The organism is Velazquezella soli (assembly GCF_977018685.1).
The window spans coordinates 237,155-256,476 of sequence record NZ_CDRNXF010000005.1 but is presented as its reverse complement, the minus strand read 5'-3'; the positions used below and the strand labels follow the sequence as shown (position 1 = coordinate 256,476).

Below are 19,322 nucleotides of genomic sequence, written 5' to 3'. Positions count from 1 at the left end.
TGAACGTCCCTTATGCGACAAGGAGCTGCCTGTAGCGGGTGACTGTGTCTTCAAGGTCTGCAAGTACGGTTTCGGTGATTGATGCATGACGGAGGTCCTGAGACCGGTCAGCCACGTCTTGAAGACCGACGCTGCTTGCTGCGCCCTTCAGAGTGTGCAGCAGATGATCGGTATGACGGTGGTCATTGACGGCCAAGGCGGAGTGAAGATCTGTGAGGAGTAGGCTTGCGTCTTCGAAAAAGCTCGACAGGAGTTCGTCGAACGTCTCTTCGCCCAGTGCCTCCACGATCTCCAACCGCCGGGTTTCGAACGCGTTATCGATGCTCGGACTTTGGATAGGCTCCACAGCAGTTTCCGCAGCCGCCTCCAGAGACCCGATGATACCCCGAAGCTGATGCATCGAGACCGGCTTCGACTGGAACCCCGTCATCCCCGCCTCCTCGCAAAGCCGCCTGTCGTCGTCAGAAGCATTCGCGGTCATCGCGATGATGGGAGCGTTCCGGCTAAGGCCGTTGGAAGCGCGAATTTGCTTGGTAGCCTCTATGCCGTCCAGCCTCGGCATCTGCATGTCCATGAGGACGAGATCGAAGCGGGTTGTCTCCGCCAGTTTGACGGCTTCCAGCCCGTCGTTCGCGATCGTGACCAACTGGCCGAGATGGGCGAGAAACCCGGCCGCGACCTGCTGATTGATCACGTTGTCCTCGACAAGAAGGATATTCCATGCCTGAAACTGTTGGGGCGCGGCCTTTGCCGCCAAGGCGTCGACAAGACCCTTCTCGGCCGGGTTGGCAGGGATTACGAACCAAAAGATGCTGCCCTCGCCTTTGCGGCTGTTGACACCTATTGTTCCCGACAGCGCCTCTACGATCTGCTTGCAGATGGTCAGTCCCAGTCCCGTACCACCGTATTTCCGGCTGATAGACGCATCGACCTGCGAGAACGGCTGGAATAGCTTGCCAAGACCTTCACCGTCGATCCCGATGCCTGTATCTTCAATCTCAAACCTCAGCTGTGCGTCTTGCGGATCGCCAATCTCCAGCACGCGCAACGTGACGGTGCCCTCGCTCGTGAATTTGATGGCGTTGCTCAACAGGTTGAGAAGAACCTGACGCAGACGGGTGGGGTCCGAGGATATGACCGGCGTGGTGAACGAGATCGGCAGTTCGAGCGCAATGCGATTTCCGTGTTCAGTTGCCCTGTCTCGTACCATTTCGACCGTGGCTGTGACGACGGCCCGAACGTCAACCGCGCGGGTCTCGACGTCCAGTTTTCCGTGTTCGATCTTTGCGAAGTCTAGGATTTCGTTGATGATCTCGAGAAGCGCCTGACCAGAACGCCTGATGGTCTGCAGGCCAGGGGCAACTGACGGCGGTAGCGGAGACAACTCCAGTAGTTCCGCAGTTCCGAGAATGGCGTTCAAAGGTGTGCGGATCTCGTGTCCCATCGTCGCCATGAACTGGGACTTGGCGCGGTTCCCGGCTTCCGCCGCGAGATATGACTCCTTCAGCTGGTTCGAAATCGCCTCTAGGCTGAGACCGGCAAGCTGAACTGACTTGAGCTGACGTCGCAGCGTAAGAATGAGGAATACCACGCAGCAGACAAGAAGTGCGACGAGACCCGCAGATTTCATCTGAAGGTCAAGGACTGCGTCCCGAGCCTCAGCCCGTTCGATGCTGACGGTGCTGTTCGTATAGAGAAGCAGTTTTTCCGTATTCTCTACCAGCCTCTCAAACTCTGAATCTGCTGTCTCTAGCTGCACCGGATCCACGGGGTCGCCTGCGGCCAGTCTGTCGAAAACGGCGCTGCGACCGAACACCGCGTCGCGAATGGCAGTGACCTGCTCGGCAACAGCCGCATCCAGCTTGAACTTCGTCTCGAACGAGGTTTTGTCGAGAATATTCATTCGCGAGTACAGAATGTCGTAGCGCGTCCCGAGAGCCTTGATGCGCTCCGGAGTCAGGTCGTTTTCAACGAGCATGATGTGCAGGGTCTCGTGCAACCGGCGCGCTTCCCGGTCGAGCTGGTAGACGGACCACAAAGCGTTCTCGCGAATGCCGTCCTGCAGGGCGGAGTATTTCCTTGAGATATCGGCAAACAGAAAAACGAGGCCCAGCAACAGCAACACGGCAAAGCACTGCAGCACGACGGTCGCCTTGCTGGCTTTCCGGATGATATCGCCACTCTGCTGGGCGGCAGTGATCATTCAGCGACCTCGATATCCTTGATCTGCCAGACCGACCGGGAGAAGTATTTCTCGTTGAACAGACCTTGGTCCTTATCGAAAGGATACACGAGGAAGAGCGGGCCCTTGTCGCGGACAGACATCAGCTTGCCGTCCATGCGCGTGGCGAGCATTGTGTCGAGCAAGGTTGCATCTTCCATCGGCAGGTCAGCGGCATAATCGTTGAGCGCAATGACCTTGAGCTTGGTGCCATGGGCCCCCGCTGCCTCGAGTACAGACCGCAGAAGCGGGCCGGAGAACTTGACCACGCCTTCGGTCCAAGGGGTCTCCATTTCACCCGTGCGGCCCCCAAGGGCTTCGAGCATAGGCATGTCGAACTGGGCTTTGCCATCGACGTTGGGATGATCGAGCTTGGTGCCAGTCACCGTAAGCACCACCTTGCCTTTCGGCAAGTCAAGCGCCGTCGCCTGAAGAGGAAGCAGCGCGCCGGCGACAATGACGGCTGCGATCATGATGCGGTTTATCACTTGAAACTCCAAGATACGAAGTAGACTCGCGGCGCGCGCGACAAGCTGTCAAAACGGGGGGTGCCTATTGGCCAGCGTCCCATCGGGGCATGCGTGGTGGAATACACCGCGCGCTCCTCCCAGATCGGCGTCATGCCGATTGCGTGTTCAACGCTGTGGACGCCTTAATTCTAGGGCGGAGGCATTTATATTAGGTGAATCTTGAAATGAGAATTGGAGTAGAAAGAGACGTTACGAGACGTATCGCTCAATTCTTACTTCTTTGCTGTTGCCTCAGGCGCTTACGGTCGAAAAGATGACCGCCCCCTGTGGCAGATCGCTTTTTAGCTAGGGCGATGCGATCAGGCGATGAGCCGGCGGCGTATAGCTTCGGCAATGGCCTGCGTTCGGTTGGTCGCGCCGATCTTCTTCACGGCCGACTTTATGTAACTGTTGACCGTATCGTTCTGGTATCCAGTCGCGACCGCAATCGCCTCGCTCGTCAGCCCGAGACTGGCCTGGGTCAGGCAGGCAATTTCACCCTTGGAAAGCCGAAGCTGGTGGGCAGCGAAGCGATCCATCAGCGGCTTGGTGACAGCCGTGTGAATGGATTCCGCTACCAGCGAAAGGAAGATCAACTCCTTTTCGTCAAACGGTGTCGAGCGGGAAAAACAGATCGCTCCGTAAATGACATCGTTCCTGAGGATCGGGATAAGCGTTCGGTTGTGCAGGCCGAAGGTTCGTTGGAGGTAAACGAGCCTCTGCGGCGGCGGAGTTTCCGCGTAGACCTCGCTCTCCACCACGATCACGTTCGAGGCCTTCGCGGCTAGGACGAACGGGTCGGTCAGATAGAGGCGATCCGCGTCATAGGCGTCGAGGAATGCAGGAGGCATGTCGGTGTCGATCGAAAAACCCTGACCGAACCTGTAGTGGTCGACGTCGAGACCGCTGATGGAGATGTAGTCAAAGGGAACCGCCAACCGCAGGCGGTCAACAATGTCGTTTTTTCCGAAATGACGATGCTTCGGCACCGAACGCAGGTCGCAATAGTCGTCGAGAGCGTTTGGATCAAGAATGGAAAGCGCGCTGACGGGCATATCAGAATCCGTTGGAAGATCGTCAACACGAGTTTTGGCGTCTCAGCGTTAACAAAAGGTAAAGACTCAACCGTGGATTTTGCAACCAACAGTCGGGCTCTTTCAAGCGAGGGCTTTTCTGAGGTCGATATATGGGAGGAGCCGCCCGTCCGCTGACCGAACCATGAAGTCTCCCAGGATCCGATGCTCGAACCCGCTGGAGTCCGTAGCGTCCGGTCCTGTCGCACATTTCGAGGCCATTTCGATCCGTGCCAGACTGTCGACCACCAGGCCAGTCGTCTTGAGGCCGTCCGACACGAGCAGAACGCGACTTTCTTGGCCGGGAGGAACTGCAGGCAACCGGAGCCGTCTGGCAAGGGAGATGAGAGGGATAGCTGTGCCACGGTGGACAAACAGGCCCATCGTGCCGCGTCCGACATTGTTCAACGAAACGTAGTCTTCGGGCATCTCGACGATCTCCCGGACATCGGCAACCGGCGTTGCCATGTCTCCCCCTGCTCTGAAGACCAAGTATGGCAGCAACGCGTCTCCGCGCTGCCCCGGCGCTCGACCGGCCGCCGCTGTCTTGCGCTTGGTGGATGAAAGTCGCGAAAACATCAGCAGGACATCGTCACTCATCATTGTCCGCTCGTCGAGGACGAGAAACAATGTCCGTCCGTCGACGGAATAGACACCGCTGAGAACAGACCCGGTCTCTACGGCATGATCAGGCATCGCCATAATGTCGTCCAACGGTATCGGCCGTATATCGACGACGGTATCGAGCGCAAAGCCCAGCAGCCGGTCGTCGGGGTAACGCAGGACGAGGACGGACGACTGCTTGCGTTCCGACAGGACGCCCATGCCAAGCACCCGAAGCGTATCAAGAACCGGCACCTGGGTGCCATGATGATCGATGACACCGAGGCAGGTCTCCGTCTTCATCGGCGAATCCTTCAACTGCGCGGTCGGCGCGGTGGCCTCGACCACCCCGGCCGCAACGCCGAAAGAAAACGCGCCGCACGTGAACAGCAAAAGTGGCTTCGCATTCGAGCTCGTCTTTGCGACCGCCTTCACGACTGGCTCTTGCACCGACGGAATTCCCGGCAACGCCAAGATGCGCTCCGCTGCCAGGACCGAGACTACCTTTCCGCTGTGGAAGAATGAATGCGTGACCAAAGGTCCCTGTACGGCGGGTCGCGACACGCCCAGCTCATCGAGTGCCGCGACGTCTTCTGTCGCGATGCCCCGCACTTCGTCAGCAAAAATGCATATCAGCCTCTGTCTTACCCGCAGGACCAAAATTACGGCGCCGAAGGCCTCCGTCGACGGCAGGCCGAGCATCGGTCGAATATCCATAACCGGGATGGTGCTGCCTCTCAATTCGAACAACCCGCACAAGCCGGTTGCCGCGATTCCTGCATTCGATAGCCCACCGGGCGCCGGAACGACTTCTCGGATATTCTCGACATTGATGGCAAGCATCGCCTCGCCAATGCGCAGGAGGCCGAACTGCTGCGTTGCAGGGCGACTGCCTCTCAGCACTTCCGGCATCGCGAGAGATCTGACCATCTGGTTCATGGGTTAACCCACTTTGCGCTGTTGCGCCGTCGATGACGTCAGGTCATTGATGAGCTCGACAACAGTCCTTGAGACACGCTGCTGAGCATCCGTCGATTGCGCAATCTCCCGGATGGACTCGCCGGTCTTGTTCACGCTGCCGACGATCCGTTCGAAAGCCAGTCTCGCATGCTGCGACCGGTCCGTTCCCTGGTTGACGCGCATGGTCGATTCCTGGATGAGCTTGGATATCTCGTGCGCAGCTTCCGAACTTCTCTCGGCGAGTTTCCTGACCTCGCCCGCGACGACCGAGAACCCGACCCCATGTTCCCCTGCCCTTGCGGCTTCGATTGCCGCGTTGAAGGCGAGAAGGTTGGTCTGACTGGCGATCTCGCCAATCACCTTGACGATATCGGAGATTTCCGTGGAGGACTTCTGGATGAGATCGATTGCCGCGATCGCGCTGCCCAGCGCTTCTGAACCCTGTTCCGCATTGCCCTGCGTCTCGGACGCAAGCGTGGTGGCCGTGCGGGTGTTAGCGGTGATTTCCGCGATCAATCCGGACAGTTCTCCGACAATGCTGGTCATTTGCTGCGATTTCGAACGGATGTCATGCTCGAGCTTGACCTGATCGGTGATGTCGCTGGCATACTTCACCACGCGCACCGTCTCGCCCCGCAGATTGACGATCGGGCTGTAGATCCCCTGAATGTGCACTTCCCGGCCATACTTTCCAACGCGGGCAAAACGCCCCGAAAAGAATTCACCCTTGTTGAGGCGCAGCCAGAAATCCCGGTAGTCTTCCGAAACGATGTAATCCTGGCTGCAGAACATGCTGTGGTGCTGCCCCGTGATTTCGCGAAGCGAGTATCCCATGACCCGTAGGAAGTTCTCGTTGGCGGAAACGACATGTCCGTCGAGATCGAATTCGACGACCGCCTGCCCCCGCGAGATCGCGTCGACCCTTCCCTCGAACTCGATGTTGCGCAGTTTCGCCTGCGTGATGTCAGAGGCGAACTTTACGATCTTGATCGGGCGGCCTGCGAGGTCGAGGATCGGATTGTAAGTCGCCTGAAGCCATATGTCGTTACCGCTTCTGGTGAGGCGCCGGTATTCCCCTCCTTCGAACTGGCCACGTCCAAGCCGGTCCCAGAAGGAAGCGTATTCCGCTGTCTGCGTGAAGGCAGGGTCGCAGAACATCCGGTGGTGCTTGCCCCGGACTTCCTCCAGTGAGTAGCCGACGGCGGCAAGAAAATTCTCGTTCGCGTCAAGGATATTGCCGTGCAAGTCGAACTCGATGACGGCCTGGGCCCGGCCGATCGCGTTGACCTTGCCTTCGAACTCGGCGTTCCGGATCTTGCTGGCAGTCACGTCATAGGCATACTTGACCACCTTGCAGGGGTTGCCGTTGAGATCGAAGATGGGATTGTAGGTCGCCTGGATCCAGACATCCTTTCCGCCCTTGGCGAGACGACGGTACTCTCCGCTCTCATAGTCGCCGCGCCCCAACCTCTGCCAGAATGCCTTGTAGGCGGGTGTTCGGGTTTGGTCGGCTCCGCACAGCATCCGGTGATGCTGACCGATGACTTCTTCCCGAGCATATCCCATCAGGGTGAGGAAATTTTCGTTCACTGCGAGGACGTGGCCTTCGAGGTCGAATTCGATCACGGCCATTGCGCGGTCGATCGCCGCTACTTTTCCCAGGAGTTCCGCCTCTACCGACTTGGTCGCTGTGACATCCATCGCGTACTTGACCACCCCGATGGTCACGCCGTTGTCGTCGAGGATCGGATTGTAGCTCGCCCGGATCCACACCTCGCGTCCGCCGCGTCCGATGCGCTTGAACTCTCCGTCGTGGAGCTTGCCCTCCGCCAGATCACTCCAAAACGCGGCATATTCGGGAGCTTCGACGATCTCCGGCTCGCAGAACATGGAGTGATGTCGGCCACGCACCTCGGCCAGCGAATAGCCCATGAGGGAAAGGAAGTTCTCGTTAGCGTTCTTTACCGTGCCGGTTAGATCAAATTCGATGACCGCTTGCGCACGGTCGATTGCGCGTGCCTTGTTGCGCAGAACGGCGATCTCGTTGAGGTCCGAAAGGGTGCTGACAGAAGACTTTAAAGTCATGGGAGAGCACTTTCGGTAACCAGGCAAACTTCGAATTTCATCACGAACCCCCTCCATCTGAAGCAACGGCACGACCGCGACGGTCTGATACCCGAATTTTAGAGGCAACTAACTAATGAAGGATTAATGCTAAATTAGAGCCCGCGTCGTTATGCGTCCGTTTCCGGTCGTACTGGCGCCGTCGCGGTAACCAAGTCGCTGTAACCAAATTTTGACGGGTTAGCGCTCATCCTTGTCCTGAATTGTAGTGAGTACGGGATAGGAACATGCGTTTCAGCGCTCAGCGGCTTGGCGATCTCGCCGGTATCATCCGGCATCTGAACTGGCGCCTCAGCCCGCTCAGCCGGATGGGTGTCGCCCGGATGGTCAACGACACGACGGCAGCGCTGGAAACTCTTGCTCGCAGCGAGGCCGATCTCTCGATATCGGAGCAAGCTGAAATACGGGCTATTGCCTCGCGGCTGATCGTGATCCTCCAGGACGCGTATTCCGGCAAAACACCGACAATCCACTGACGTCGGCAACCGGCCGTGTCCCTCCCACCTTTTGTATCGGACCGGTCCTGCGGATCCCGCCACCTGAATTTCGAACGCCGACAGCGATCCGCCGGCAAATTGACAATTGATAATAATACTCGATGAAGTCGAGCAAGCCACGAACTTCCCGCAGAGGTAGGCATTTGTGCGCACGCATGGCGGCATCGCTAATTAGCGCAAAATTTTTCTCATAAATCGTACCTCATAAGCATTGCATACTCAAACCTTGCGGGTTTAAAGGTCAGCAACGAATGAGGCCATATGTCGCAGCGACGGGTGCCTCACGTTTCCAGCCTATTCGGTTCCGGCCCCCTGTCGGGACACCAAGGAGCGATACAATGAGAGATGTCCCGGGGTTACCGTCCCGCCGTAGCTTTTTGAAAGCTTCGGCGGCAAGTGCGGCCGTCGTCGGCGTGGTGATGCAGTCGAAGGCGGAGACCCCGCCGGCCCCGCCGCCGATCGAAGAATACCAGCCGGTCTGTCTCAAGCCCACTGAGTGGGCCTTCGTTATGGCTGCCACGGCGCGGCTCATTCCCTCCGAAGGCGAAGGTCCCGGTGCCATCGAGGCCCGCGTCCCCGTCTTTATCGACAAGGAACTGGCCGGTGGATTCGGTGAGGCGGCAGACTGGTACATGGAAGGTCCGCACGATGCCGCAGCCCATCCGTTCCGCGGCTGGCAATCGCCTTTGACGCCGCTGCAAATCTATCAGCAGGGTATCCCGGTGTTCGACGAATGGTGTCAGCAGACGCACGGCAAGATATTTGCCGAGCTTGACGCCGCAACCCAGGACAAGGCCCTGACCTCCCTCCAGAAAGACGAGATGAAGATCGAGCCCGAACTGCGCGACTTCTTCACGATCCTCTTGCAGAACACCAAGGAGGGCTACTTCGCAGACCCGATGTATGGTGGCAATCACGGCATGCAGGCCTGGAAATATATCGGTTTCCCAGGTGCCCGCGGCAGCTACAAGGAGTGGGTGTTGAAGCACAACGTCGCCTACCCGCTCGGTCCCGTTTCGATTTCCGGTGAGAGGGCATAACGATGGCACGCACTGCAAAGAAGAAGGACGTCGTCATCGTCGGTCTCGGCTGGACCGGCTCGATCCTCGGCATGGAACTCGCCAACGAGGGTCTGGAGATCGTTGCGCTCGAACGCGGCCATGACCAGAACACCGTTCCGGACTTTCAGTATCCGAACATGATCGACGAGCTGAAGTACGGCGTTCGTCTCGGCATGATGCAAAAGCCGCGCAATTCGACCCTGACGATCCGTCGCAACGTCGATGAAGCTGCCCTGCCCTATCGCAGCCTCGGTTCGTTTCTGCCGGGTATCGGTGTGGGCGGTGCAGGCACCCACTGGAACGGTCTGAACTGGCGTCCGCAGCTCTCGGAATACCGTCTGCGCTCGCATGTGGAAGAGCGCTGGGGCGCCGGCATCATTCCGGAAGACATGAACCTGCAGGATTACCCCGTCAGCTACGAAGAGCTGGAGCCGTTTTTCGATCGGTTCGAGCATGTCGCGGGGATTTCCGGCAAGGCCGGCAATCTCAATGGCAAGAAAATCGAGGGCGGCAATCCGTTCGAGGCACCGCGCTCGCGCGAATACCCGATGCCGCCTATGCCGGTGACCTGGGACGGAGCCAAATTTGCCGAAGCCGCGAAAGCTGCCGGCTGTCACCCGTTCCCAAGCCCGGGCGGCATTGCCTCGCAGGCCTATGTCAACGAATACGGAATGCAGATGGGCCCTTGCAACCACTGCGGTTTCTGCGAGCGCTACGGCTGCTACAACTATTCAAAATCCTCGCCGCAGACGGCGATCCTCGACGCGTTGAAGCGCAAGCCGAATTTCGAATACCGCACCCATGCGGAAGTGCTGAAAATCGAAATGGCGCCCGACGGCAAAACCGCGACCGGCGTCACCTATTTTGACGAAAAGGCCGGGGAAGAAGTGTTCCAGCCCGCGGATCTGGTAATCCTGGCCGCCTACCAGTTGCACAACGTCCATCTGATGCTGCTCTCGGGCATCGGTCAGCCGTTTGATCCCGCAACGAACGAAGGCGTCACCGGTCGCAGCTATGCCTACCAGATGAACGGCGGCTACACGATGTTCTTCAAGGACGAGGTGTTCAATCCGTTCATCGGTACCGGTGCCAACGGCATGTCGATCGATGATTTCGGCATGGACAATATCGACTTCGGTCGTGAAGGCTTTATCGGCGGCGCCTACTGGCGTGCCGGCCAGTCCAACGGTCAGCCGATCCGCTCCATGGCGCTCCCCGCGGGCACGCCGACCTGGGGTGCCGGCTGGAAGAAGGGCATCGGCGAGTGGTACGGCCACTCGATGTCGATCGGCTCGCACGGTTCGCATATGTCCTATCGCGGCAATTATCTCGACCTCGACCCGACCTACAAGGATCGCCACGGTCGTCCGCTGATGCGCATGACGTTCAACTGGCAGCCGAACGACATCCGCATGACCCAGTTCATGAAGTCGAAGATGGAGCCGATCGCCAAGTCGATGAACCCGACCTCAATGCAGGAAGGCTTCAAGAAGGACGGCGCCATGTACGACGTGCGTCCTTACCAGACGACGCACAATGTGGGCGGCACTGTGATGGGTGACAATCCGAAGACCTCGGCAATCAATCGATATCTGCAGGCCTGGGACAAGCACAACATCTTCGTGATGGGCGCCGGCGCCTTCCCGCAGAACACCCAGTACAACCCGACCGGCATGGTCGGCGGCCTGGCCTATTGGGCGGCGCATGCGATCCGGACGCAGTACCTGTCCAATCCGCGGCCACTGGTGTGAGGAGAGCAACGATGAAAACCTTTCTTCGCGTCATTCTCATCCTCGCCGTTCTCGGCGTCGTCGGCCTTCTCGCCTTCATCTTCGTGCCGGTCCAGCGCACTGCCGCGGTTGCCCAGCTCCCGGCTGATTACAAAGCACCGGCAGGCAGTGGCGAATACGCCATGCGGGCCGGTGACTGCATGGCCTGTCACACCGCGGAGGGCGGCAAGCCCTTCGCCGGCGGCCGGCCGATCCACAGCCCTATGGGCACGATCTGGGCCACCAACATCACCCCGGACATGGAAACCGGCATCGGCAATTACACGCTCGATGATTTCCGCGCGGCGCTCTACGACGGCGTTCGCAACGACGGTGCGCATCTCTACCCGGCCATGCCTTACGAAAACTATCGCAAGCTGACGGAAGAGGACATCCAGGCCCTCTACCAGTATTTCATGACCGAGGTGCCTGCAGTTTCCAACAAGGTCGAGGAAACGGCACTGTCCTTCCCGTTCAACCAGCGCTGGGGCATTCGCGCCTGGAACTGGCTGGCGCTGGGCAAGCCGGGCTTTGAACCTGTTTCGCAGGACGAGCAGTTCAACCGCGGTGCCTATCTCGTGCAGGGCGCCGGACACTGCGCCGCCTGTCACAGCCCGCGCAACCTGCTGATGGCACAGGACGGTACCGACGAGAGCAGCGCTGCCTTCCTGACCGGCGGCGAGATCGACGGCTATACGGCACCTGACCTGCGCGGCCCGCAAAGCGCACCGCAGAAATGGTCCACCCAAGAGCTGGCGGCCTATCTTACGACTGCCCGCAACGCGCATTCCACGGCAACCGGCGAGATGATGCTGGTGGTGCGCGATTCGCTGCAATACATGACGCCCGAGGACAATCTGGCGATCGCAACCTACCTCAAGAAGATCGGCAGCACTGGTGGTTCCACGGCACCGGCAACGCCTTCGGCGGCGCCTGAAAAGGCCGAGGTTACCGACACCGAGAAAATGCTGACGGAAGCCAAAGCGGATATGCCGCTCGGTCCCCGCCTCTATCTCGACAATTGCGGTGGCTGCCACTTTGTCAACGGCAAGGGTGCCGCGGAAATCTTCCCGGAGCTTGACGGAAATTCGCTGGTTACCGCGAAGTCTTCAAAGGGCCTGTTGGATGTCATGCTGCACGGAGCGGAACTGCCTTCGACCAAGGACCGTCCCATGCGCGTGCGCATGCAGGGCTATAACGACCGCCTGAACGACGAAGAAGCGGCAGCACTTGCCACCTTCCTGCGCCAGGCCTGGCATAACGACGCTCCGCCGGTCACTGCGGAAGATGTCAAGGCTGTCCGCCGCTAGACCACGACATCAGACCCTGCCGGTTCGTAACCGGCAGGGTCTTTACACGTCGCCATGGGTGGCATCAGCCGTTGGCCGTTGCCAAGGCCTCCGGCGGCCCGAGGATCGCAATACTTCGCCGCGTCAGTTTGGCGTGATACATGCGCCGATCTACGAGAGCGACAAGAGCCGTTCTCGACCACTTGACCTCGCTTGCAAAGCCAAAACCGAGCGCCGCACCGACGCGCAGCGTTTTGCTTCCGATCGTGACGGCGGCCAGCACAGTGTCCATCATCACGGCGAGCCTCTGCTCCTGCATTTCACTGTCTCCCATGTCTGACTGGAACAGGAGGGCAAACTCGTCACCGCCCAGCCGCGAGACGAATTCGCCCGCTCTCAGGGACGACAACAGCCTTTTCCCGATAACCGCAAGCAACTCGTCCCCGACCGGGTGACCGTGCATGTCATTGACGATCTTGAAGCCGTTGAGATCGAAGATTGCGAGCCCGAACTCCTCATGGTTGGCGCGATCTTCGATAAAGTGAGCGATCCGTTGCTCGAACCCAAGACGGTTCGGAAGCCCGGTCAGGCTATCGGTGACGGCCGCGGCTCGCAACGCCTCTTCCTGTCTGATTTGCGCGCTCGTCTGTTCAGTGACATCGGTCAGCGCCTCGAGATCGTAGAGGCCGTTTCCGATCGTGATCCGGCGTGCGGAGATCATCACGGAAATTTCCCGCCCGTCACGATGCAGGATCTTGCCCGACTGCGCGGAGTAATACCCAACCTCGTCAAGGAGTTTGATCCTGGCAACACGGTCTGAACCATCGACGATCAGGCCGACATCCGTCAGTTTGCGACCAACCAGTGCCGTTTCGTTCATCCCGACGAGGTCCATGTAAGCCTGGTTGACCCGCACATAAACGGAGTTTGGCCCGGCCGTCGAAATGGCATAGGCAAGCGGAGAGATGTGAAACAGCGTCTGCAGCATTCCGTCCAGCCCATCTCCGCCTTGTGTCACATTGGAAAAGAGTGAGGCTGCCGCCCGTTCATCCGAAAGCATCGGCCTAACCCTTATTCGCTTTAGGGGATTGCCACAGCAGGACGACCGGTGACGGCAAGAACCGCAGATCCACCCGATATTGCATGTCGCAGGTTCTGTCTGTCATCATTCCCTCGCCGCAACCTCGCCCGATGGAGAGGTTCGCGGGTGAAAAACCTCCAGCTAGTTTTGCGTCCACAATACGAGTCACAAACTCGACGACTTCCGTCATCTCTATCCATTCGGCCCCGGCCGCTTTGGATCCCGACCTATACCCTCGGCGACCCGCAAACCCCGTGAGCATGTTCAGATCGAACTGCGCCGTATTGCCGATGTCCAGGTGCTCGAGATTCCTTTTGACCAAAAGGATCAGTTTATCGAGCGCTTGTGCGGTGGAGAGCCCGGCAGCCAGCAGTGCGAGTGGTATTGCGATCAGCATTTTCACAAAACTACCCTCATGATGTCGCGTACCGGGTCGCCCTGCTCAGAATTCCGACCAGCCTTCATTGGCCGCCTTCGACCGCTGTAGTTTGCCAGGAAGCGACTGGATCATTTGTCGCGCAGGCGAAGCTGCAGGCGCATGCGCCCGACCGTTGCTTTGCCCCACCGCGCTTGGCGTCGTTTTGAACCCGGCGACAAGCTCGGAAAGTCTCTCGGCCTCGTTGGAGAGTTTTATCGTCGCCGCAGACGTCTCTTCCACCATGGCAGCGTTTTGCTGCGTGATCGTATCCATGCTGCCCACGGCAGAGTTGATTTCAGCTATCCCAGTCGCCTGTTCGCGCGACGACATGGCAATCGATACCATGTGTTCGTCGATCGTCTGCACCTGTCTGCCGATGCTTCTCAATGCCTTGCCCGTTGTGTTCACAAGATCGACGCCGCGCGCGACATCCTGAGAAGATCTCGAGATGAGATCCTTGATTTCCTTGGCGGCCCGGGCTGAGCGTTGCGCGAGCTCCCGCACCTCCTGCGCCACCACCGCAAAGCCTTTCCCCTGGTCACCGGCACGGGCTGCTTCGACCCCCGCATTGAGTGCGAGGAGGTTCGTCTGGAACGCGATTTCGTCAATGACACTAATGATGTCGTTCATTTGTTTGGATGACTCGACAATGTCGCTCATCGCCTTGACGGCCTGCTCTACGATTTCTCCGGACGTTGCTGCCTCTGTTGCAGAGGCCGTTACGACCGCCTGGACTTCTGTCGTCCGGGTTTGAGACTGCCGCGCGATTGAACTGATCTGCTCTAGCGCTGCCGCTGTTTCTTCAAGCGCCGTGGCCTGCCGTTCGGTGCGCTTTGCCATTTCGTCGGTCGCAGTGGCGATTTCGGCCGACTGCGAGAGAACGAAGCCGACCGTGCTTGAGATCTCGGAAAGAGCACCGTTGAGGCTCGATACGGAATCGTTGAAATTATGCTTGAGCCCGTCGAAACTGACCGCGAGGGGCTGTTCCAAGGGCCGGGTCAGATCACCGCCGGAGAGAGATCTCAACGCACTTTCGAGGGCTGAGAGCGCTGTGTCTTGTTCCGCTTTCAGCGTCGCCTGCTCCGCTTCGGCCTTGGCTCTCTCGTCCGCAAGGACGTCGAGATAGACGGAGATCGCGTAATCCATGTCCACGAGGGCCGCTTTGACAACCGTCGTTACGTCGTCTCCGATCTTCTGGCGTTTGCCGCGCACCAGGAAACTACCGAGCTCGTTATCGATGACGGCGCGCACGATGTTCTCGATCATCAACGCATAGCCGCCAATGTACCAGCGCGGTTGAAGCCCAAGCCTTGCATGGGCTTTGCCGATCATGGTGACTTCATCAACATAGGCTTCGTCGAACTTTGCCGAGGAAATCGTTTCCCAGTGTCGAGCCTGTCGTCCTTTTGCCTGGGTGATGTGATTTTCACCGGAAAAGTATTTGGAGGTTTCCGGGTGATGACGGACCTTGGCGTAAAACACATCGAGCGCGCTATCGAGCGACCCGTTAATGATGGGCGCCAATGCTGCGAGTGTCCTGCGCTGTGGATCACCAAGACCAGCGAAGTCCAGTCGGTCGTTAAGCGTTGCCTGTGCTGATTTCTGCGTACTCATGTATGTCCCCTGCTGCGGTCCCTTGGTAACAAGGCATGGTTGGTCTGCCCGCTAAAGCGAGTGCGATCTGTTGCTGACGGGAACGCAGTCCATCACCGGCGCGCGTGCTTCGAAGCCATCGCGGGGCAAGCAAGGGGGCTCAAAAACCCAGATGTCTACCGAACAGGTGTTAGACTGTCAGGTGGCGGCTGTTCCTGATCTTCACGGCCATAAAACCCTCATGGGTATGCGGCGCCACGGCGCCTATCTGGCACCACAAATCTAGGATTCAGGGGATAAAAAACCGTTAATAGTTCGCCCTATGCTATAGTAGCAGAACTTGATTTAAGCTGCGCCATCGTTTGACCGAGGCTAAATCTGGCAATCGTCAAGCATAGAGCCAAAAATACGAGTTTTTGCCTTAAAATTCATGCCGCATGTAAGCGCTGCTATGACCGGCAGCGTGCTCATTGCATTCTCAAGACAGCGGTCGATATCGACAGAAGAGAGCTGGGACATCGTCAAGGTCATTGCGTAGGGTCTAAGCGTAGGCAACCGCCACAGCATCGTGAGTCTCTGCGACGGGACAGAATATGCTTTGCATACAGTCAAGAACCTGGCGGACACCTTCCTCGTGAGAGCGATAGAAAACCGTCTGCGCTTGTCGACGCGCCGAGACGAGGTTCGCGTCCCTGAGAATCTTCAGATGTTGAGAGAGTGCCGATTGGCTGAGATTCACCGCCTTTGCGAGTGATCGCACGTCGCGCTCGCAATCCTGTACCAGACAGAGGACTTTGAACCGTGCGGGGTGCCCCATAACCTTCAGTAGATCAGCGGCATCGCCCTCATCGAAGGGAAGAACTTCTCCCGACAGACCGATGTCCATAACGCCTCCAACCACCATTGAATAAAATCGCGTATCTTCATGGACCGAACCAAGTCCGGCGCCACATAAGCGCGTAGGAATACAAGCAAGATATAAACTGCGGTGGCTAAGCATCTCCGCATTACGTCTCTGCTTCAATACGCAAATTGTACGTTATTTTATCGCAGTCCAGACGTTTTACGCATCTTAACAATACTTAACTCTGACAACCGCCGAATCTGTATTAAGGCAGATACGAAACGCGGTCTCGCCGCCCAATATACATTCAATGCTGGTGTGAAATGACAGAAGCAGACGCGTTGGAGATCCTGCGGATCTCTGTCTGGGCAATGCTCCTTGCTTCAGCGCCTGCGGTTTTCACCGCGATGGCAGTCGGCCTGGTTATCAGCCTTGTCCAGGCTCTCACGCAGGTCCAGGAAAGCACGCTGAGCTTTGCGCCAAAGATTGTTGCTGTCTTTGTAGCGCTGGCAGTGGCCGCCCCGTTCATAGGCGGCCAACTCAATCTTCTCGTTGTCGAGATTTTCTCTCATGTGCAGTCGGGTTTCTAGGCCGGCTGCGATCTCAAGAGGTCAGGCGTCTGCAGTCTCTCGCACTTCGTCGAGCAGGAAGAACACGACCACATAGCGGGTCGCATAGGATCGGCCGCCCTCGGCATCGCCTGCGTCCGAACCTCCGTCGGCCGGGTGCCATTGCTGGTAGTGCGGATTGTTGGCGATCAGCGTGATCGCTTTGCCAGTACGGCTACCGCCAAGACGATAGCGTGTTTCCGCCAACGGCCAGACACGTTCGTAATCCTGTTGCGTGAGACGGACCTTAAGAGCATGGCGCGTTACCGTTTCGCCCTGCGAAACATCTCCCTTGCGGGCCACTGGAACCTCCAGCGAAACCTCCTCAGCCCCATCCAGTATGAAGTCAAATTCCTCAGGCCACGTCCGCTTCATGTAATCGCTCCTCCAAGCTATACCGAGGGTTGCCGACAACTGTATCGTCGTCTGCCGAGACAATATGCAAACATTATCCCCTTCTGAAAAGCATCAAACCGCCTACGGCCGCACTATTTCGTGAGGTTGCGCTTGGCGCCGACAAAATGTCTTACCAGGCCGCCACAGGGAAGGCGTCGATCGGGATCTTCAGGTACCTCACGCCGTTCGCCTCCTTTGGCGGCAGCTCTCCTGCCATCAGATTGACCTGCAGGGCATGCAGCATCAGTTTTGGAAACGGCAACGTTTTGTCACGGCTGATGCGGGACTGGATAAACTCGTCACGCCCTGACCGGAGGTGAATGTTCTGCGCCTTCTGTTGCGCGACGGTGCTCTCCCAGAGCGCTTCCCGCCCGCCATGACGATAATCGTGGCCGGTGAACAGCCGGGTGTCGTCGGGCAAGTTCAGGATTGCCTCGATCGACGACCACAGATCTTCAGCGCTGCCTCCGGGAAAATCGGCGCGGGCCGAACCGCTGTCGGGCATGAACAGCGTGTCGTGGATGAAGGTCGCATCACCGACCAGATACGTGATCGATGCCAGTGTGTGGCCGGGCGAATGCATGACGCGGCCCTCGATCTCACCGATCACGAACCGGTCGCCATCCGAAAACAGCCGGTCCCACTGGGATCCGTCGGTTGGCATCGCCGGCGCATTGTAGATGTCCTTCCATAGCGCCTGGACCTTGACCACGTCGGCGCCGATCGCGGTCGGCGCGCCGGTCTTCGACTTGAGGTATGCTGCTGCGGTGAGATGGTCTGCATGGGGATGCGTGTCGAGGATCCACGCGACGTCCAGTCCCTGCATCTGGATATGTGAAAGGAGCGCATCGGCGTGACGCGTGGCCGTGCTTCCGGATTTCTCGTCGTAGTCGAGAACCGGATCGATGATGGCGCATTTCTTCGTGGCCTTGCAGCTTACGACATACTGGATGCTGCCGCTACGCGCGTCGTAAAAACCAGCGACTTCGGGTTGGGCACTCATGGTGTAAAATCCGGCTTGTCAAACGCCTACACTGGCGCGGCTCTATGATGGTCTGGCCACAGGATGTCCACGAGGCAGGTCTGATCGCAGCAACGCTGTGACAGCGGGCAAGACGAGGACATCAAGCGTCACGGCGGCCCCTCCTAAGTCAACCTCTCACGAACGTCAACTCGGAGCCCTTTGCCGCAATCTTGCTTACCAAGCGATAGGGCCAACCCGATAAGCCGCGCCATTGGATCGAGACCAGCCGAGCAGTTGTTCGCGCGTGGCAACGCGCTTGATTTTGCCCGTCGCAGCCATAGATCCACATCGTTGGCCGGCAAACAAACTGGTTGTGCCTGTGGCGCATGTCTCGGCGACCCTGGATGCGGCTGATGTGTGGTTCCGTTTGGCAACTGCGAGTACTTCCGCGGGGAGTACGGTTGCCTCGAGATCACGCGGGATCGGCAACCGACAGGATGAGCATATGCACAATCTTATCAGACATCTCAGCTTGCACTTAATCACATGCCTTTTCGCGATCGGCGTCGTATCGCAGGCCCTCGCGGCTCCCGATGTCGTCAAAGTCGGGCCGGATCATTACCAGGGGACATGGCTGGAAATCGGGAGGACCCCGATGTTCCTGACCGACGGCTGTGTTGCCGGTTATTCCACCTACCGCAAGGGCAAAACGCCTGACACGGTCATGGTCGAAGACGGTTGTCGTGTCGATACTCCAAACGGTCGCCTCAAAACGATCAATGGGACCGGGAAGATCCAGGATTACGGAACGACGAACGCAACGATGCGCGTCCGCTATCCACTGTTCATCACCTTCACCTACCGCGTGCTCTACAAATCGCCGGATAAATCCTGGTTCATCAGCGCCAACCCGTCGATGTCGGACCTGTGGATCTATTCGCGAACCGTACCATCGAAATCCAAGCTCAACCGCATGGTGCGCAAGGCGAGCGAACTCGGCTACGACGTAAAGAAGCTGGAATTTCCGCCAGCCCGCTAGGCTGACTGGAAAGCGTCCGAACGGTTTGGCGTCCACGCGACAAGACAACCGTTCGGAACGCGAGCTTCGCTGCGGCTTCGAGCCTTGGTTTTATAAAGCTCGGCCCCTACCCTGCGACCAGCTTGAGAGACCGAATGGAATTCTGGGATCGAGCGCGCGGGCTTCGTCACGCAGATTGTTTTCGGCCAATATTTCAATAATCCTTGAAGTCTTGAATAATTATTGTTCTATAGCCTTTACAGGGCTTTGAAAGCCGGGCAAGCGCCCGCGCCT

Annotated in this window: 17 protein-coding genes; 6 read left to right on the top strand and 11 right to left on the bottom strand. The window is 58.3% G+C overall.

Annotated features, from left to right (window positions below; translation table 11 throughout):
- Positions 1 to 10 precede the first annotated feature (10 nt).
- From AC0JZ8_RS21665 to AC0JZ8_RS21645, 5 genes are all read right to left on the bottom strand, one after another.
- Complete coding sequence (locus AC0JZ8_RS21665; RefSeq protein ID WP_471893532.1) at positions 11 to 2,203, bottom strand: ATP-binding protein; 2,193 nt, start codon at positions 2,201 to 2,203, stop codon at positions 11 to 13.
- A complete protein-coding gene (locus AC0JZ8_RS21660) occupies positions 2,200 to 2,709 on the bottom strand; it encodes a putative pterin-binding protein (RefSeq protein WP_471893531.1) in 510 nt (169 codons plus the stop codon). Before AC0JZ8_RS21660 ends, AC0JZ8_RS21665 begins: the two co-directional genes overlap by 4 nt.
- A 341-nt stretch (positions 2,710 to 3,050) precedes the next feature.
- Complete coding sequence (locus AC0JZ8_RS21655) at positions 3,051 to 3,785, bottom strand: helix-turn-helix transcriptional regulator (RefSeq protein ID WP_062459805.1); 735 nt, start codon at positions 3,783 to 3,785, stop codon at positions 3,051 to 3,053.
- 102 nt (positions 3,786 to 3,887) lie between these two features.
- Positions 3,888 to 5,345 (bottom strand): chemotaxis protein CheW, encoded by a 1,458-nt coding sequence (locus AC0JZ8_RS21650; RefSeq protein WP_471893530.1) that lies wholly within the window; start codon positions 5,343 to 5,345, stop codon positions 3,888 to 3,890.
- 3 nt (positions 5,346 to 5,348) lie between these two features.
- A complete protein-coding gene (locus AC0JZ8_RS21645; protein ID WP_471893529.1) occupies positions 5,349 to 7,451 on the bottom strand; it encodes a methyl-accepting chemotaxis protein in 2,103 nt (700 codons plus the stop codon).
- Positions 7,452 to 7,717: 266 nt separating this feature from the next.
- On the opposite strand from AC0JZ8_RS21645, the gene AC0JZ8_RS21640 reads away from it, so the two are divergent.
- The 4 genes from AC0JZ8_RS21640 to AC0JZ8_RS21625 all read left to right on the top strand — a co-directional run bounded on the left by AC0JZ8_RS21640 (position 7,718) and on the right by AC0JZ8_RS21625 (position 12,127).
- Complete coding sequence (locus tag AC0JZ8_RS21640) at positions 7,718 to 7,966, top strand: hypothetical protein (RefSeq protein ID WP_062459810.1); 249 nt, start codon at positions 7,718 to 7,720, stop codon at positions 7,964 to 7,966.
- A gap of 359 nt (positions 7,967 to 8,325) precedes the next feature.
- Complete coding sequence (locus AC0JZ8_RS21635; RefSeq protein WP_471893528.1) at positions 8,326 to 9,027, top strand: gluconate 2-dehydrogenase subunit 3 family protein; 702 nt, start codon at positions 8,326 to 8,328, stop codon at positions 9,025 to 9,027.
- Positions 9,028 to 9,029: 2 nt separating this feature from the next.
- Positions 9,030 to 10,799, top strand: coding sequence for a GMC family oxidoreductase (locus AC0JZ8_RS21630; RefSeq protein WP_062459814.1), 1,770 nt, complete (start codon positions 9,030 to 9,032; stop codon positions 10,797 to 10,799).
- A gap of 11 nt (positions 10,800 to 10,810) precedes the next feature.
- Positions 10,811 to 12,127 (top strand): c-type cytochrome, encoded by a 1,317-nt coding sequence (locus AC0JZ8_RS21625; protein ID WP_471893527.1) that lies wholly within the window; start codon positions 10,811 to 10,813, stop codon positions 12,125 to 12,127.
- Between the two features lie 64 nt (positions 12,128 to 12,191).
- Here the strand turns inward: AC0JZ8_RS21625 and AC0JZ8_RS21620 are convergent, their stop codons facing one another.
- The 4 genes from AC0JZ8_RS21620 to AC0JZ8_RS21605 all read right to left on the bottom strand — a co-directional run bounded on the left by AC0JZ8_RS21620 (position 12,192) and on the right by AC0JZ8_RS21605 (position 16,084).
- Positions 12,192 to 13,166, bottom strand: a complete 975-nt coding sequence (locus AC0JZ8_RS21620; RefSeq protein WP_471893526.1) for a GGDEF domain-containing protein — start codon at positions 13,164 to 13,166, stop codon at positions 12,192 to 12,194.
- A gap of 4 nt (positions 13,167 to 13,170) precedes the next feature.
- Positions 13,171 to 13,590 (bottom strand): hypothetical protein, encoded by a 420-nt coding sequence (locus AC0JZ8_RS21615; protein ID WP_156461768.1) that lies wholly within the window; start codon positions 13,588 to 13,590, stop codon positions 13,171 to 13,173.
- A gap of 39 nt (positions 13,591 to 13,629) precedes the next feature.
- On the bottom strand, positions 13,630 to 15,219 hold the full coding sequence (locus tag AC0JZ8_RS21610; protein WP_092663004.1) for a globin-coupled sensor protein: 1,590 nt from the start codon (positions 15,217 to 15,219) through the stop codon (positions 13,630 to 13,632).
- 520 nt (positions 15,220 to 15,739) lie between these two features.
- The gene (locus AC0JZ8_RS21605; RefSeq protein WP_471893525.1) at positions 15,740 to 16,084 is read right to left on the bottom strand and encodes an ArsR/SmtB family transcription factor; all 345 of its coding nucleotides are present in this window, start codon (positions 16,082 to 16,084) and stop codon (positions 15,740 to 15,742) included.
- Between the two features lie 281 nt (positions 16,085 to 16,365).
- Here AC0JZ8_RS21605 and fliQ point away from each other — a divergent pair, with 281 nt between their 5' ends.
- On the top strand, positions 16,366 to 16,632 hold the full coding sequence (gene fliQ, locus AC0JZ8_RS21600) for a flagellar biosynthesis protein FliQ (RefSeq protein WP_062459823.1): 267 nt from the start codon (positions 16,366 to 16,368) through the stop codon (positions 16,630 to 16,632).
- 21 nt (positions 16,633 to 16,653) lie between these two features.
- Here the strand turns inward: fliQ and AC0JZ8_RS21595 are convergent, their stop codons facing one another.
- The gene (locus AC0JZ8_RS21595) at positions 16,654 to 17,025 is read right to left on the bottom strand and encodes a hypothetical protein (protein ID WP_062459825.1); all 372 of its coding nucleotides are present in this window, start codon (positions 17,023 to 17,025) and stop codon (positions 16,654 to 16,656) included.
- Positions 17,026 to 17,176: 151 nt separating this feature from the next.
- The gene (locus AC0JZ8_RS21590; protein ID WP_471893524.1) at positions 17,177 to 18,049 is read right to left on the bottom strand and encodes an MBL fold metallo-hydrolase; all 873 of its coding nucleotides are present in this window, start codon (positions 18,047 to 18,049) and stop codon (positions 17,177 to 17,179) included.
- A gap of 466 nt (positions 18,050 to 18,515) precedes the next feature.
- Between AC0JZ8_RS21590 and AC0JZ8_RS21585 the strand changes: the two genes are divergently transcribed.
- A complete protein-coding gene (locus AC0JZ8_RS21585) occupies positions 18,516 to 19,049 on the top strand; it encodes a lipocalin family protein (protein WP_062577956.1) in 534 nt (177 codons plus the stop codon).
- Positions 19,050 to 19,322 lie beyond the last annotated feature (273 nt).